At 65.6% G+C, this 14,666-nt stretch carries 12 protein-coding genes; 4 read left to right on the top strand and 8 right to left on the bottom strand.

Annotation, left to right across the window (positions count from 1 at the left end; translation table 11 throughout):
• Positions 1-27 precede the first annotated feature (27 nt).
• Positions 28-1,737 carry a pyrroloquinoline quinone-dependent dehydrogenase gene (locus JQ616_RS00495; RefSeq protein ID WP_212011415.1) on the top strand — a complete coding sequence of 570 codons (1,710 nt, stop codon included), beginning with the start codon at positions 28-30 and terminating at the stop codon, positions 1,735-1,737.
• Positions 1,738-1,824: 87 nt separating this feature from the next.
• Positions 1,825-2,391: a c-type cytochrome gene (locus tag JQ616_RS00490; RefSeq protein WP_249136303.1), complete on the top strand. Its 567-nt coding sequence runs from the start codon at positions 1,825-1,827 to the stop codon at positions 2,389-2,391.
• A 13-nt stretch (positions 2,392-2,404) separates the two neighbouring features.
• Here the strand turns inward: JQ616_RS00490 and JQ616_RS00485 are convergent, their stop codons facing one another.
• Both JQ616_RS00485 and bla read right to left on the bottom strand, forming a co-directional pair.
• Positions 2,405-3,376, bottom strand: coding sequence for an ankyrin repeat domain-containing protein (locus JQ616_RS00485; protein WP_212011414.1), 972 nt, complete (start codon positions 3,374-3,376; stop codon positions 2,405-2,407).
• A 79-nt stretch (positions 3,377-3,455) separates the two neighbouring features.
• A complete protein-coding gene (gene bla, locus JQ616_RS00480; protein WP_249136302.1) occupies positions 3,456-4,373 on the bottom strand; it encodes a class A beta-lactamase in 918 nt (305 codons plus the stop codon).
• 99 nt (positions 4,374-4,472) lie between these two features.
• Here bla and JQ616_RS00475 point away from each other — a divergent pair, with 99 nt between their 5' ends.
• Positions 4,473-5,456: a LysR family transcriptional regulator gene (locus JQ616_RS00475; protein ID WP_212011411.1), complete on the top strand. Its 984-nt coding sequence runs from the start codon at positions 4,473-4,475 to the stop codon at positions 5,454-5,456.
• 173 nt (positions 5,457-5,629) lie between these two features.
• On the opposite strand, the gene JQ616_RS00470 is transcribed toward JQ616_RS00475, so the two are convergent.
• The 6 genes from JQ616_RS00470 to JQ616_RS00445 all read right to left on the bottom strand — a co-directional run bounded on the left by JQ616_RS00470 (position 5,630) and on the right by JQ616_RS00445 (position 13,126).
• Positions 5,630-6,598 (bottom strand): ABC transporter ATP-binding protein, encoded by a 969-nt coding sequence (locus tag JQ616_RS00470; RefSeq protein WP_212011409.1) that lies wholly within the window; start codon positions 6,596-6,598, stop codon positions 5,630-5,632.
• The gene (locus JQ616_RS00465; protein ID WP_212013060.1) at positions 6,595-7,575 is read right to left on the bottom strand and encodes an ABC transporter ATP-binding protein; all 981 of its coding nucleotides are present in this window, start codon (positions 7,573-7,575) and stop codon (positions 6,595-6,597) included. The genes JQ616_RS00470 and JQ616_RS00465 overlap by 4 nt, the downstream gene beginning before the upstream one ends.
• Positions 7,572-8,489 carry an ABC transporter permease gene (locus JQ616_RS00460; RefSeq protein WP_212011407.1) on the bottom strand — a complete coding sequence of 306 codons (918 nt, stop codon included), beginning with the start codon at positions 8,487-8,489 and terminating at the stop codon, positions 7,572-7,574. Before JQ616_RS00460 ends, JQ616_RS00465 begins: the two co-directional genes overlap by 4 nt.
• The gene (locus tag JQ616_RS00455) at positions 8,455-9,411 is read right to left on the bottom strand and encodes an ABC transporter permease (RefSeq protein WP_212011406.1); all 957 of its coding nucleotides are present in this window, start codon (positions 9,409-9,411) and stop codon (positions 8,455-8,457) included. Before JQ616_RS00455 ends, JQ616_RS00460 begins: the two co-directional genes overlap by 35 nt.
• A gap of 148 nt (positions 9,412-9,559) precedes the next feature.
• Entirely contained in the window at positions 9,560-11,350 is a 1,791-nt protein-coding gene (locus JQ616_RS00450) for a peptide ABC transporter substrate-binding protein (protein ID WP_212011405.1), read from the bottom strand.
• 357 nt (positions 11,351-11,707) lie between these two features.
• A complete protein-coding gene (locus JQ616_RS00445; protein WP_212011404.1) occupies positions 11,708-13,126 on the bottom strand; it encodes a M20 family metallopeptidase in 1,419 nt (472 codons plus the stop codon).
• A 175-nt stretch (positions 13,127-13,301) separates the two neighbouring features.
• On the opposite strand from JQ616_RS00445, the gene JQ616_RS00440 reads away from it, so the two are divergent.
• Positions 13,302-14,663 carry a metallophosphoesterase family protein gene (locus JQ616_RS00440; RefSeq protein ID WP_212011403.1) on the top strand — a complete coding sequence of 454 codons (1,362 nt, stop codon included), beginning with the start codon at positions 13,302-13,304 and terminating at the stop codon, positions 14,661-14,663.
• The last annotated feature ends 3 nt before the right edge of the window (positions 14,664-14,666 follow it).

Genomic DNA, 14,666 nt, shown 5'->3' with positions numbered 1-14,666 from the left:
CGCAACCAAGAAATAACGGGGGAAGACATGTATGTGAAAGGGCTTGCGGCATTTGCCGCCGCGCTCGGCGTTGGCCTGTTGTCGGGCGCTGCCGTCGCTCAGGAAGTCAAGCAGGAGAAGCAGTCGGTCCTCGGGAACGCCACTGTTTCTCCGGTGACCCAGGAGCAGCTTAACGCCGCCGACAAGAACGCCAAGGACTTCCTGCTCACCAACGGCAATTACGCGCAGACCCGGTTCTATCCGGGCAAGCAGATCGGCCGCGACAACGTGAAGAATTTGCACGTCGCCTGGATCTTCCAGACCGACGTCAAGGAGTCGCTCGAGACATCCCCGATCGTCGTCGACGGTGTGATGTATGTCACGACGTCGTTCAGCCATGTCTATGCGCTCGACGCCAAGACCGGCCAGCAGCTCTGGCACTACGCCCACAAGATGGGCCCGATCACCGTCTATTGCTGCGGTCCGAACAATCGCGGCGTTCAGGTGCTCGGCGACCGCGTCTATCTGGCGACGCTGGATTCCAAGCTGATGGCGCTGAATGCCAAGACCGGCGAAGTGGTGTGGACCACCAACATCGCCGATCCCGAACTCGGCTACAGCGAGACGATGGCGCCGACCGTGGTCAAGGACAAGGTGCTGATCGGCACCAATGGCGGCGAATACGGCATCCGCGGCTTCGTGCGCGCCTATGACGCCAAGACCGGCAAGCAGCTCTGGAATTTCAACACCATTCCGGAGAACTCGGTCGGCGTCTGGGCCACCAAGGACGCCACCGGCCGCGACATGCATCGCAATATCCAGGCCGAGAAGGACGTGCTCGCCAAGATCGGCGATCCCTATGCCAAGCTCGGCGGCGGCGTCTGGCAGAACCCGTCGGTCGATCTCGCGACCAACCGGATCTACTTCGTGGTCGGCAATCCGTCGCCCGACCTCGACGGCTCGAACCGGCCCGGCGACAACCTCTACACCAACTCGCTGGTCTCGCTCGATCTCGACACCGGCAAGTATGTCTGCCACTTCCAGTACATCGCCCACGACGTGTGGGACCTCGACGCGGTCAGCCCGACGGTGCTGGTCAACGTCAAGGACAAGGATGGCAAGACCATTCCCGGCGTCATCCATGCCGGCAAGACCGGGCACATTTATGTGCACGATCGCAAGGACTGCAGCCTGATCCGCTTCTCCGAGGCGATGGTGCCGCAGGAGAACATGTGGGTGCTGCCGACCAAGGAAGGCGCGCGCATGCTGCCGGGCGCCAATGGCGGCGTCGAGTGGTCGCCGATCGCGACCGATCCGGGACAGGAGCTGGCCTACGCCATCAACCTGCACCAGCCGATGACCTACCACGTCGAAAGCTCGGCCTATCCGAACGGCAAGCTGTGGCTGGGCGGCGCCTTCAAGGTGATCCCGAGCGAGAAGCAATCGGGCAACATCACGGCGGTGAACTACAACACCGGCAAGATCAAGTGGCAGGTCAAGACGCCCGAGCCGATGATCGGCGGCATCCTCGCCACGGCCGGCGGTCTGGTGTTCACCGGCGAAGGCAACGGCAAGTTCGCGGCGTATAATTCGTCGAACGGCAAGGAGTTGTGGAGCTTCCGCGCCGGCGCCGGCGTCAACGCGCCGCCGTCGAGCTACATGATCGGCGGCAAGCAATATGTCGTGGTCGGCGCGGGCGGTAACACCCAGCTCGACTACAAGCGTGGCAACAACATCATCGCCTTCACGCTCGACTGAGCCAAGGCGGGATGCATAATCGCGTGTAACCACTGACGACGAGGCGGGGCCGGTTCGGTCCCGCCTCTGCTTTGTTTGGATGAGCCAATGTTCCGTAAATGGATGATTTGCGGCGCCGCGCTGCTGCTGATGGTGACCGCGACGCGCGCCGAGACGATCGAGGACAAGGTTGCGGTTTGCGCCGGCTGTCATGGTGCCGACGGCAAGCCGGTCGACAAGACCATTCCGACGATCTGGGGCCAGCAGGCCGGCTATCTCTATATCCAGCTCCGCGACTTCAAGCGCGGCGATCGCAAGAGCGACATCATGCAGCCGATCGCGACGCAGTTCGAGCGCGACGACATGCTGGCGATCGCAGAGTATTTCTCGCAGAAGCCGTGGCCTGACCTCGGCCAGCCGCGCGCGCCAAAGGACGTCGCGGCGAAGGCGGTGAGTGCCAGCGCCTCGGTCGGCTGCCCGGCCTGCCATCTCGATCGCTTCCAGGGCGACGGCACGGTGCCGCGGCTAGCCGGGATGGGACGGGATTACCTCGCCAAGACCATCGCCGATTTCCGCAACCGCGCGCGCGGCAACAATCCCGGCATGTCCGATCTGATGCTGGCGACGTCGCCCGACGATCTCGCCGCGCTGGTGGAGTATCTGGCGGGGCTATGAGCGGCGCGCCGTCTCAGCGCGGCGTCAGCTCTTCACGCAGCGCCGACAGGATGGTGAGGTCGGCGGCGTGCTTGCCGGCCTTGTCGGCCAGCGCCGCATCGGCGCCGTGGGCCAGTAGCGCTTTCGCGATCGCGGGATGGTTGCCCTCGGCGGCGATCATCAGCGCCGTGCGGCCGCGCGCGTCGCGATCGTCGACCTTGGCGCCGGTGTCCAGCAGATATGCGACGACCTCGAGCGCCTGCGCTTCCGGCACGGCCTCGTCCGGTCCGGCGGCCCACATCAGCAGCGTCAGATCGTTGGAGTAGCGCGCGTTGATGTCGATATCGCGCGCGAGCAGCTGCTTGACGATGCCGAGCTGACCGCCGGCGGCGGCATACACGATCGGCGGCTTGCCGGTGTCGTCGGCCTTGCGGCCGTCGGCACCGTGCGCCAGCAACATGCGCACCACCATGTCCCGGCCGGCATAGGCGGCGGCCGCGACCGGGGAGGCGCCGCTCCGTCCGGTGAGATTGACGTCGGCGCCGCGATCGATCAGCCGCTGCACGATCGTGACTTGGCCGCGCTCGGCGGCAAGATACAGCGCGGTCGATCCCGCGAGGTTGCGGGCGTCGACCGGCGCGCCGCGCGCCAGCAGCAGGTCGACCATATCCAGATGGCCGGAACGGGCGGCGTGGCTCAACGGCCTTGCGCCGAGCCGATCCCGCGCATCGACCGAGGCGCCGTGGTCGAGCAGATCGGTGGCCAGGTTGATGCAGTCGGCGTTGGCGGCCGCGAACAAGGTCAGCGATATCTCGATTGCGCTGAGCTGGGCCTTGTCGGTCTCGTATTTGCGGATCAGTTCGCGGCACCGTGCCGGGTCGGCCGCGGCAAGGCTGCTGTGGACGTGGCCTGCGACAAGCAGCGCGGCGAGGGCGATGCGGCGAACCAAGACGTGCTCCTCCGGATGGCCTGCCGAGCGCATCGCCATTCGGATCGAGCGTCGCATGATCCTGCGTTGCTGCCAAGCCGCGCAGCGATATCAAGCCGCGCAGCGAATTTGCGCTGCGCGGCGTAGTCATGCCGCTCTAGCCGCTCTGCCCGGTGCTCGCATTGGCGACGGCGCGCGCGACATTGGCGATCACCTCGTCGCATTTGGCCACCGGTGCGCTCGCGCCGGTCAGATAGACCGTCACCACGATCGGCTTGCGGCCGGGCGGCCAGAACACGCCGATATCGTTATAGGTGCCGCGCTCGCCGGTGCCGGTCTTGTCGCCGACCCGCCAATCGCGCGGCACGCCGGCGCGCAGCCGCGTGTCGCCGGTCTTGTTGGCGAGCATCCAGTCGATCAGCTTCTGGCGCGACGTGGGCTGCAGGGCATCGCCGAGCACCACGCGCTGCAGATCCTTCAGCATCGCGACCGGGCTCGTCGTGTCGCGCGGATCGCCGGGCACGGCTTCGTTCAACTCCACCTCCCAGCGATCCAGCCGACTGACATTGTCGCCGATGCTGCGGAAGAAGCTGGTGAAGCCGGCCGGTCCGCCGATCTCGCGCAGCAGCAAATTGGCGGCGGTATTGTCGCTGAGGGTGATGGCGGCCTCGCAGAGCTCGGACAGCGTCATGCTCGATCCGACGTGTTGCTTGGCCACGGGCGCGTAGGCCAAGATATCCTTGGCCTCGATCTGCACGCGTTGGTCGAGGCTGGATTCACCGTGGTCGACCCGGTGCAGCACGGCAGCTGACAGCATCGCCTTGAAGGTGCTGCACATCGGGAACCGCTCGTCGCCACGGTGGCTCGCGCGCAATCCCGTCTCCATGTCGAGCGCGGCGACGCCGAGCCGGCCGGTGGTCGCCAGCTCGATGCGCGCAAATTCCTGCTGCAGCCGTCGCGCCGCCTCGCTTGCACCTGCCGCAGCGCTCTGTCCCGCCGCGGCGCTCGGCCGTGGCAGGGTGCACGATGCTGCAAGGCCCAGTGCACGCAATCCAAATGTCCGTCTCGTCAGCATGTCCCGTCTCCGTTGGCGGCGCGAACCTGCCGGGCGGCGTGACGGCGCACAAACTATCATTTATACAGCGAGGCATGAGAAAAACTTGGTCATGATGCCATGCGCCGACATCTCCCGCTGAACGCGTTGCGCGCCTTTGAGGCCTCCGCGCGGCTGCTCAGCTTCACCCGAGCGGGGATGGAGCTGCGCGTGACCCAGACCGCGATCAGCCATCAGGTCAAGCAGCTCGAGGACACACTCGGCGCGAGCCTGTTCCGCCGGCTGCCGCGCGGACTGGTGCTGACCGACGAGGGGCTGGCGCTGCTGCCGGTGCTGTCGGACGCGCTCGACCGGATCGGGGCCGCGATCGACCGCATCGAAGCCAAGGGCACGCGCGAGGTCGTCACCGTCGGCTGCGTCACGACGTTCGCGACCGGATGGCTGCTGCAACGGGTCGATCGCTTCAAGCGCGCGCATCCCTATATCGACTTGCGCCTGCTCACCAACAACAACCGCGTCGACATCGCCGGCGACGGGCTCGACCTCGCGCTGCGCTTCGGCGACGGCTCCTGGCACGGCACCGAGGCGATCCATCTGCTGTCCGCGCCGCTGTCGCCGGTGTGTTGCCCCGATGTAGCGGGCCGGCTGCGCAAGCCGTCCGACCTCGCGCAGGAATTCCTGCTGCGTTCCTATCGCGCCGAAGAATGGCCGCTGTGGTTCGCGGTGGCCGGCGCGCCGTGTCCGAAGATCCAGGGGCCGATCTTCGACAGTTCGGTGGCGATGGCCGAGGCCGCCGCACGCGGCGTCGGCGTCGGGCTGGTGCCGATCGCGATGTTCAACAATGAGCTCGTGTCCGGCCGGCTCAAGCGGCCGTTCGCGGCCGAGGTCCCGGCGGGTTCGTACTGGCTGACCTGGCTGAAGTCGCGGGAGGTGACGCCCGGCATGCGCGCGTTTCGTGATTGGCTGCTGGATACATTGCGGGCGGAGGCGAGCGAGGCGGAGGAGGGTGATGCACCCGCTTCACGGCCGAAGGCAAAGACCAAGGCCAAACCGAAGGCCAAGACGAAAGCCAAGACGAAATCTGTGAAGAAGCGGAAGCGCTAGTCTTCGGGCAACGCTCTCCACACCGTCATCCTGAAGAGCCGCGAAGCGGCGTCTCGAAGGATGCACGGCCCGGCTGGTGACCGTCGACCCTTCGAGACGCGCTACGCGCTCCTCAGGGTGACGGTGAGGGAGTGGTGCGGCACGCCGACAACTCGATCGTCGCAGGGGCACACCTACGCCAGATGGCATGCCACCGAATGCCCGTTGCTGCCTTCCCGCAGCTCCGGCGCGGATTGGCGGCAGCGCTCTTCGGCGATCGGGCATCTGGTGTGGAAGTGGCAGCCTTGCGGCGGGTTCATCGGGCTCGGCACGTCGCCTTTCAGGCGGATGCGGTCGCGCTTCGCCTTGGGATCGGCCACCGGCACTGCCGAGAGCAGCGCCTTGGTGTAGGGATGCTGCGGGTTGCGGTAGAGATCGCTGGCCTTGGCGAGTTCGACGATGCGGCCGAGATACATCACCGCGACGCGGTCGGAGATGTGCTCGACGACAGAGAGATCGTGGGCGACGAACAGATAGGTGAGGTTCAATTCCGCCTGCAGGTCCTCCAGCAGGTTGATCACCTGGGCCTGGATCGAGACGTCGAGCGCCGAGACCGGCTCGTCGCACACGATCAGCTTCGGCTCCAGCGTCAGCGCGCGGGCGATCGCGATCCGCTGGCGCTGGCCGCCGGAGAATTCATGCGGGTAGCGCCGCATGTGCTCGGCCTTGAGCCCGACCTTGACCAGCAGGCTTGCGACGCGGTCCTCGCGTTCGCTGGCCGAGCTCACGAGATTATGGATGATGAAGGGCTCGCCGAGGATCGCGCCGACCGTCATGCGCGGGTTGAGCGAGGCGAACGGGTCCTGGAACACCAGCTGCATGTTGCGCCGCATGGCGCGCAGATCGCCGCCGCCGAGACCCGTTACGCTCCGGCCGTCGAACACGACGTCGCCCGAGGTCGGCTCGATCAGCCGCAGCACGCAGCGGCCGGTGGTCGACTTGCCGCAGCCGGATTCGCCGACCAGTCCCAGCGTCTCGCCGCGATTGACCGAGAACGACACGCCGTCGACCGCATAGACCTGGCCGACCTCGCGCGACAGCAGGCCGCCCAGCACCGGAAAGTGCTTCTTCAGATTGGACACGCGCAGCAGCGGTTCGCTCATGACGCGTCTCCGAGGTGGCAGGCGATGCGATGGCCGGGCGCGATCTCGCGCAGCCGCGGCTCCCGTTCGGTGCAGACGCTCATGGCGTGCTTGCAGCGGGGCGCAAACCGGCAGCCGGGCGGCGGGTTGATCAGGATCGGCACCGAGCCGCCGATCGCCTCCAGCCTCGTCTTGTGCGCGGCGTCGAGATCGATGCGCGGGATCGAGCGGATCAGGCCCTGGGTGTAGGGATGGCCCGGGTTGCCGAACAATTCGTCGACCGGCGCCTCTTCCACCACCTTGCCGGCATACATCACGACGACGCGCTGCGCGGTCTCGGCGACCACGCCCATCGCGTGCGTGATCAGCATCACCGCCATGCCGAAGCGTTCCTTCATGTCCTGCAAGAGGTCGAGGATCTGCGCCTGGATGGTGACGTCGAGTGCGGTGGTCGGCTCGTCCGCGATCACGAGCTTGGGCCGGCAGGCCAGCGCCATCGCGATCATCACGCGCTGGCGCATGCCGCCGGAGAACTGGTGCGGATAATGATGCACGCGGCCCGCGGCATTGGGGATCTGCACCAGCTTCAGCATCTCGATGGTGCGTTCGAGCGCCTGCTTCTTGGTCATCGCCTCGTGGCGGCGCAGGCTCTCGGAGATCTGCTCGCCGATGGTCAGCACCGGGTTGAGCGAGGTCATCGGCTCCTGGAAGATGAAGCCGATCTCCTTGGCCCTGATGTCGTCGAGCTGATGGCTGGTCAGCGGCACCAGGTCGCGGCCCTCGAACATGATCTCGCCTGCGACGATCTTGCCTGGCGGCATTGCGATCAGCTTCAGGATCGACATCGCGGTGACGGTCTTGCCGCAGCCGGATTCGCCGACCACGCACAGCGTCTCGCCGCGGTCGATGCTGATATCGACGCCGTCGACCGCCTGCAGGATGCCGTCGTCGGTGGAGAAATGGGTCTTCAGGCCCTTGATGTCGAGCAGCGCCATCAGATCACCTTGCGGGCGTCGAGCGCGTCACGCAGCCCGTCGCCGATGAAGTTGATGGCGACCACCGCGATGAAGATCGCGCCGCCCGGAAACAGCGCCCAATGCGGGCCGATGTCGAGGAAGTCCTTGGCGTCATAGAGGATGCGGCCCCAGGTCGGCGTATCCGGCGGGAAGCCGAGGCCGAGGAACGAGAGTGTCGATTCGGCGATGATCGCGGCGGCAACGTCGATCGTGCCGGCGATGATCACCGGGCCCAGTGCATTGGGCAGGATGTGGCGGATCACCTGGCGCACCGGGCTCGCGCCGAGCGCGCGCGCCGCCTCGACGAATTCCTTCTCGCGCAGCGACAGGAACTGGGCGCGCACCAGCCGCGCCACCGGCATCCAGCGCAGACCGCCGATCACCAGCACGATCAGGATGAAGATGCCGCCTTCGGGGCCGAACACGGCCTTCAGCCCGTCGCGGAACAGATAGATCAGCATCAAGAGCAGCGGCAGCTGCGGCAACGACAGGAACAGGTCGGTCAGCCACATCAGCGCATAGCCGAGCGCGCCGCGCGACATGCCGGCGAGCGCACCGATCAACGTGCCGACGAACACCGAGACCAGCATCGCGGCGAGGCCGACCGCAAGTGAGATGCGGCCGCCATAGATCATACGGGCGAGCAGGTCCTGGCCGAGATCGTCGGTGCCGAACGGATGCGCCAGCGACGGCCCCTGCATGCCCGCCAGCACGTCGATATCGCTGATCGAGACGCGCCAGACGAACGGGCCGATCACGACCGCCGCGATCAGCAGCAGCAGCAGCACGGCGCTGACCACGGCCGGCTTGTGCCGGCGGTATCGCCGCCAGGTTTCGCGCAGGGGCGAATAGCCGCGCCGCTCAGCGGAAGGAGATGCGAGGGTCAAGCCAGCCATAGAGGACATCTGCGATCAGGTTGAACAGCACCACGAGACACGCGAAGACGAAGGTCACGGCCATCACGACCGGCGTATCGTTGGCGAGGATGGAGGAAATCAGCAGTGAGCCGATGCCGGGAATCCGGAAGATCTGCTCGGTGACGATGGCGCCGCCGAATACGGCGGGTATTTGCAGTGCGATCAGCGTGACCACCGGGATCATCGCATTGCGCATCACATGCTTGACGATCACCTTGGCCTGCCCCAGTCCCTTGGCGCGGGCGGTGGTGACATAGTCGAGCCGGATCACGTCGAGCATCGCCGAGCGCACGAAGCGGGTCATCGATGCCGCCTGGAACAGGCCGAGCACCATCACCGGCATGATGGCCTGCCGGATCATCTCGAGCGCCCATTTGATGCCGCTGCCGGGCACCTCGGTGTAGACGAAGGGCAGCCAGTCCAGCTTCACCGAGAACACCAGGATGAACAGGATGCCGGTGAAGAAGGTCGGCAGCGAGAAGCCGATGAAGGCGAAGGTATTGGCGAGCTGGTCGAAGATCGAATAGGGCCGGGTGGCGGCAAAGACGCCGACCGGGATCGCGATCAGCAGCGCCAGCAGCTGCGACGAGCCGACGACGTAAAGCGTGGTCGGCAGCCGCTGCAGGATCAGCGTGTCGACATCGACCCGGCTGACAAAGGAGAAGCCCCAATCGCCCTGCGCCATCGCTACGAGCCAGTGCAAATAGCGGAGATAGATCGGGTCATCGAGGCCGAACTTGGCGCGCAGCGCCGCCTGCACTTCGGGCGGCACGTTGGGATTGGTCGCGAGCTCGCTGAACGGATCGCCCGGCGCGAGCGCCAGCACGACGAACAGGACGAGCGAGATTCCGAGCAGGCTCGGAATCGCGATCATCAGGCGACGCAGGATGTATTGACTCATGGATGAACAATCCGCCTGGAGCACAATGGTGCACGGGATGGGCTGCGTCAGTGAAATGGCGAAGCCCGTGGTCCGGCACGATCATGCGCAAACAAGAAGGGAATGCGCGACGCTCCGGCAAACCGGCCGCGTCGCGTGCTCCCACGTCTCAGGTTTCACGATACCAGTCTTGCAGATTGTCGGTTTGGTTGGCCCAGCCGGAGAGCGCGGGCCGCACCGTATTGGAGCAGGCTTCCACCGCGAGGCGATGCATCACGGGGATCACGACCGTGTCCTGCCACATCAGATCGTTGCACTTGATGTAGAGATCGGCCCGCTTGATCGGATCGGTCTCGGTGTCGGCGGCATCGACCGCGGCGTCGAAATCCTTGTTGACCCAGCGCGGGAAGTTGCTGCCCTGCCACTTGTTCTCCTTGGTGGCGACGTTGCGCGAATGATAGCGGCGCATGTGCAGGGCCGGATCGGGTTGCGTCATCGGGATCTGGAACATCTCGATGTCGGCGTAGAACTTGGAATAGGTGTCGGGGTTGGCGACGTCTGACGAGAAGAACACCGAGGCCACCACCGATTTCAGCTCGACGTCGATGCCGGCCTTCTGGAAGGCCTGCTTGACGATCGCCTGGGTCTTCTGGCGCGGGCCGTTGATCGAGGTCTGGTACAAGAGCTTCAGCTTCTTGCCGTCCTTCTCGCGGATGCCGTCGGAGCCCGGCTTCCAGCCGGCCTGATCGAGCAGCGCGCTCGCCTTCTCGACCGAGAACTCCCATTTGGTGTTCTTGGAGACGAATTCCTCGGGGCCGTTGAGATAGTTGGCGGTGGTGCGGCCGGCGCGGCCGTAGATCGCCTTCTTGACGGACTCGCGGTCGACCAGCAGCGCCAGCGCCTGACGTACTTTCGGATCCGACAGGATCGGGTGCTTGGTCTTGATCGACGAACGTTCGCCGTCGACCTCGGTATTCGGATCGGTGAAATTGATGGCGATGAATTCGATGTCGCCGCCGACGGCATAGAGCGTCTTGCCCTTGCCGCCCTTTTCCAGCCGCAGCAACACCTCGTCCTCGACCTGGATGTTCCAGGCGAAATCATATTCTCCGGTCTGGATCACGGCGCGTGCCGCCGACACGGCATCGCCGCCGCCCTTCATCTCGATCGTGTCGAAATAGGGCCGGTTCGGCATGTGGTAGTCTTGATTGATCTCACCGCGGATCAGGTCGCCCGGCTTGAACTCGACGAACTTGTAGGGGCTGGTGCCGACCGGCTTGAGGTTGTTGGGCGCCTCACGCGACTTGCTGCCCTTGTACTCGGCGAACAGATGTTTCGGGATGATACAGCCATAGGCGCCGACGAACGCGTTGGCCCAGAACGGCGTCGGATCCTTGAACTTGATGCGGACCGTGAGGTCGTCGACCTTCTCGACGGTCATGCCGGAATAGGTGCCGCTCGATACGGCTGCCGTCGCTGGGTCGGTGGCGTATTCCCAGTTGAACACCACGTCGTCGGCGGTGAAGGGCTTGCCGTCATGCCATTTGACGCCGGGCTTGAGTTTCCAGACCACCGACTTGGCATCGGCGGAGAGCCCGCCGTTCTGGATCGAGGGGATCTCCGCAGCGAGGATCGGATTGAGATGGCCGTCGACGTCCCAGCTTGCGAGCGGCTCGTAGAACAGCCGCGAACCGTCCTGGTCCTTGGTTCCGGTGGCGAAATGCGGATTGAGCAGGGTCGGGCCCTGCCACCACAGCAGCTTCAGCGGGCCGCCGCCGCCGCGCTTGGTCGGCTTGTAGGGATTGGGGCTCTGCGCCATCGCGACGCCGCCGATCGCCAAAATCTGGTTTGCCATCGGCGCGGTGAGGCCGACCGCAATCATTCGCTTGACGAAGGCGCGGCGATCCATCCGCCCGTCCTTCACGTCGTCGATCATGCCTCGCAGATTGTTGTCGAACATAGTCCCCTCGGTCCGGCTCACGTGTGATTGCGGCGGGCCTTGGAACCGGCCGCCGTTCTGGCGGCAGATCGCACACCGAATGACCGCGAAGGTCAACGGCTCCAGCGTCACAGCGCCTAGGTCTTTTGGCTATCGCTTGTGCAGAACCGCGCCGAGCCGCACACCGGTTCAGCAGATCGGCGCCAAAGCGCGCCTATGCGCGCCTCGCACTGCGGAAAATTTGTTCGTTATCCTTTGTTCTGAGATGCTTTTTTGCCACGCAAACAAAAAAGAGCGTCTCGTTCCGATCCAATCGGAAAATGAGGCTCCAGCCGGGCCTCGCTCCGATGCGCTGGCCCGGCCCTTGAGACGCAGCCCTCAGGCGACCGACATATCCAACGGCGGTGCAACATTCGCCGGCAGCGGGCTGACATAGGGCGTTCTTGTGGTCCGCTTCTTGAGGTCAGCCTTGGCGGCCGCGATCAGCTCGGGCTCGAGCAGCGCCTTGACGCCTAATCCGGCCATTGCCTTGGCGGCCTGCACCATCGCCTTGTGCGCGGCCGGGGTCTTGCCCTGCGCCACAACCTGCCAGGTGTGGAACGGCGTGCCGATCGCAACCGTCGGTGCGTGGACCTGCACGGTCGGCACCACCCAGCTGACGTCGCCGACATCGGTCGAGCCGATCAGCGGGTTGCGCTTCGCATCCATCGGCACCAGGAAATCGGCCAGCGGCCGCTCGGTCGGCTCCATGCCGATCGCATAATACACCGAGGCGATGTCCTTGTCGGTCAGGGTCGCGCGGATCTTGCCGGCGAAATCCTTGTCGGCATCGTCGAAATGCGGTGGGCCGAGGTCTTCCATGATCCGGTGCAGCGTCTGTTCCAGCGGCGTGTTGGGCAGGATGTTGGAGACCGCCGAGATGATCTTCATCTCGACCTTGGTCTCGGTCATCAGCGCCGCGCCCTGTGCGATCTTGTGCACGCGCTCGACCAGCTCGTTCATGCCGGGCAGGTCGCGGGCGCGGATCGAATAGCGGACGCGGGCATGGGCCTGCACCACGTTCGGCGCAATCCCGCCGGTGTCGAGCAGCGCGTAATGCACCCGCGCATCGCTCGGCATGTGCTCGCGCATGTAGTTGACGCCGACATTCATCAATTCCACCGCATCGAGCGCGCTGCGGCCGAGATGCGGCGAGGCCGCGGCATGCGAGGTCCGCCCGGTGAAGATGAAATCGGCGCGGGTGTTGGCGAGCGACGGCGTCACCGCCACCTCCCAGAAGCTGTGCGGATGCCAGGTGATCGCGATGTCGGCATCCTCGAACGCGCCACAGCGCACCATGAAGGCCTTGGCCGCGCCGCCTTCCTCGGCGGGACAGCCGTAATAGCGCACCCGGCCCGGCACCTTGTTGGCGGCGAGCCAGTCCTTCACCGCGGTTGCGGCCAGCAGCGCGGAGGAGCCGAGCAGATTATGGCCGCAGCCATGACCGTGGCCGCCGCTCTCGACCGGACGATGTTCGGCGATGCCGGCCTCCTGGCTGAGCCCGGGCAGGGCGTCATATTCGCCGAGGAACGCGATCACCGGTCCGCCTTCGCCCCATTCCCCCATCACGGCCGTCGGAATGTCGGCGACGTTCTCGGTGATGCGGAATCCCTGATGGCGCAGTTCGGCCAGATGTTCGGCGGAGGAGCGTGCCTCGGTGTAGCAGACCTCGGGCATCGCCCAGACCCGGTCGCTCAATTCGATGAAACGCGGCTTGATGGTGTCGACGCCGCGCCAAACATCACTACGGTTGTCCATTTGCTCCGATCCTCGAGTAAGGCAATCTGAAGCGCGAAACGCTAGCAGTTTGGTGCGACCTCGCCTAGCACCTCCTGGCAGACCAGCTTTTCCGCAGCGTCACGTCTTGGTGTGGTTTGCTCGCGATTGTGGCATGGTCATCGCATGAAGCGCCCCTTCACCATACGATCCGGCCATGCGTGATCGAATCCCGTCCCTGCTGCCGGCGAATCCGGGCCACCGGTTCGTGATCTATGCCGACGCCTGTTCGGGCGTTCCCGGCGCGCCGCATGAGCGCACCTTCGCGTCGGTGAACGATGTGGTGCGCCGGCTGCATCCGGCGCCCGAATTCATTCTGTTCCCCGGCGACGAGATCATCGGCCTCACCACTGACGTCGACGCGTTGCGCGCGCAATGGCGGCATTGGTTCGAGGTCGAGATGAGCTGGCTCGATCGGCGTGCGACGCCGCTGTGGCACACGACCGGCAACCACACCACCTATGACGAGACGAGCGAGGCGGTGTTTCGCGACGTGCTGAAGCTGCCGCGCAACGGCCCGCCCGGACAGGAGGGGCTGTCCTACTGGGTGCGCCGCGACGATCTCGTGATGGTGTTCGTGCACACACTGTGGAGCGGCCTCGGCGGCGAGGGGCATGTCGAGACCGACTGGCTGCAAGCGGTGCTCGAACAGCACAAGGACGCGAGGCACAAGCTCGTGCTCGGCCATCATCCCGTCTACCCGATCAACGGCTTCAGCGGCAGCTATCAGCGCGAGATCGGCCACGAATACGGCGCACGGTTCTGGGATATCCTGGTGCGTGCCGACGTCACCGCCTATCTGTGCAGCCACATCCTCGCCTTCGACGTTCAGGTCCATCGCGGCGTGCTGCAGATCTGCACCGCAGGCGCGGGCACCGCGCACCGGATGCCCGAAGGCGTCGAGTATCTACATTGCGTGCAGGCGGCGCTCGATCAGCACGGCCTGCGCTATCAGGTGCTCGATACCGATTGTGTCGTGCGCGAGCAGCTCGTGTGGCCGCAGCCATCCCTCGACAACGCCGCGTGGTCGCCGCTGCCGCGCGGCACCAGCGTTGCACCGCTATCGGGGATGCCGGCGCGCGGGACGGTCGTTGCCCTGAAATTGTCGGGCCGCACCGCCGCCGCCGTCGCCGCCCCGCAAACGTTGCTCTGCACGCCCGTGCCGGACATGATTGCGCCGCTGTGGCTCGGCTTGCGCGGACCAAACCAGACGCTCACGTTGATCCTCGGGCGCGAGCAGGGGCGCAGTCCGCATTATTGGGTCGGTCCCGATCTCGGCGCCGACGGCGATTTCGACCTCGATGTCGCCCTCTATCCGGACATGGGTCCGGGCGGCGTGCTGTGGCGGCACAGGGGCGAGGTGCGCTGGACGTCGTGCATGGCGATCTCGGCGACCGGGCTCGAGCGATTCTCATGGCCGCGCGACTGGCGCGTCGGCTACGGCGAGGGCGGGCCTGATCACAAGCGATATGCCGGACCACGGCTGGATGTCGCGACGGCGGTCATCGCGTTGTCTTGAACG

The sequence above is a fragment of the Bradyrhizobium tropiciagri genome, from assembly GCF_018130545.1.
Classification (GTDB): Bacteria; Pseudomonadota; Alphaproteobacteria; order Rhizobiales; family Xanthobacteraceae; genus Bradyrhizobium; species Bradyrhizobium tropiciagri_A.
This window is presented reverse-complemented; position numbering and strand designations above follow the sequence as displayed.

Excerpts from the sequence above, each read along its gene's own strand:
- JQ616_RS00455 (WP_212011406.1), bottom strand. The coding sequence starts at position 9,411 with ATGAGTCAATACATCCTGCGTCGCCTGATGATCGCGATTCCGAGCCTG.
- JQ616_RS00440 (WP_212011403.1), top strand. The coding sequence starts at position 13,302 with ATGCGTGATCGAATCCCGTCCCTGCTGCCGGCGAATCCGGGCCACCGG.
- JQ616_RS00470 (WP_212011409.1), bottom strand. The coding sequence starts at position 6,598 with ATGAGCGAACCGCTGCTGCGCGTGTCCAATCTGAAGAAGCACTTTCCG.
- JQ616_RS00490 (WP_249136303.1), top strand. The coding sequence starts at position 1,825 with ATGTTCCGTAAATGGATGATTTGCGGCGCCGCGCTGCTGCTGATGGTG.
- bla (WP_249136302.1), bottom strand. The coding sequence starts at position 4,373 with ATGCTGACGAGACGGACATTTGGATTGCGTGCACTGGGCCTTGCAGCA.
- JQ616_RS00450 (WP_212011405.1), bottom strand. The coding sequence starts at position 11,350 with ATGTTCGACAACAATCTGCGAGGCATGATCGACGACGTGAAGGACGGG.
- JQ616_RS00445 (WP_212011404.1), bottom strand. The coding sequence starts at position 13,126 with ATGGACAACCGTAGTGATGTTTGGCGCGGCGTCGACACCATCAAGCCG.
- JQ616_RS00460 (WP_212011407.1), bottom strand. The coding sequence starts at position 8,489 with ATGGCTGGCTTGACCCTCGCATCTCCTTCCGCTGAGCGGCGCGGCTAT.
- JQ616_RS00485 (WP_212011414.1), bottom strand. The coding sequence starts at position 3,376 with ATGCGACGCTCGATCCGAATGGCGATGCGCTCGGCAGGCCATCCGGAG.
- JQ616_RS00475 (WP_212011411.1), top strand. The coding sequence starts at position 4,473 with ATGCGCCGACATCTCCCGCTGAACGCGTTGCGCGCCTTTGAGGCCTCC.
- JQ616_RS00495 (WP_212011415.1), top strand. The coding sequence starts at position 28 with ATGTATGTGAAAGGGCTTGCGGCATTTGCCGCCGCGCTCGGCGTTGGC.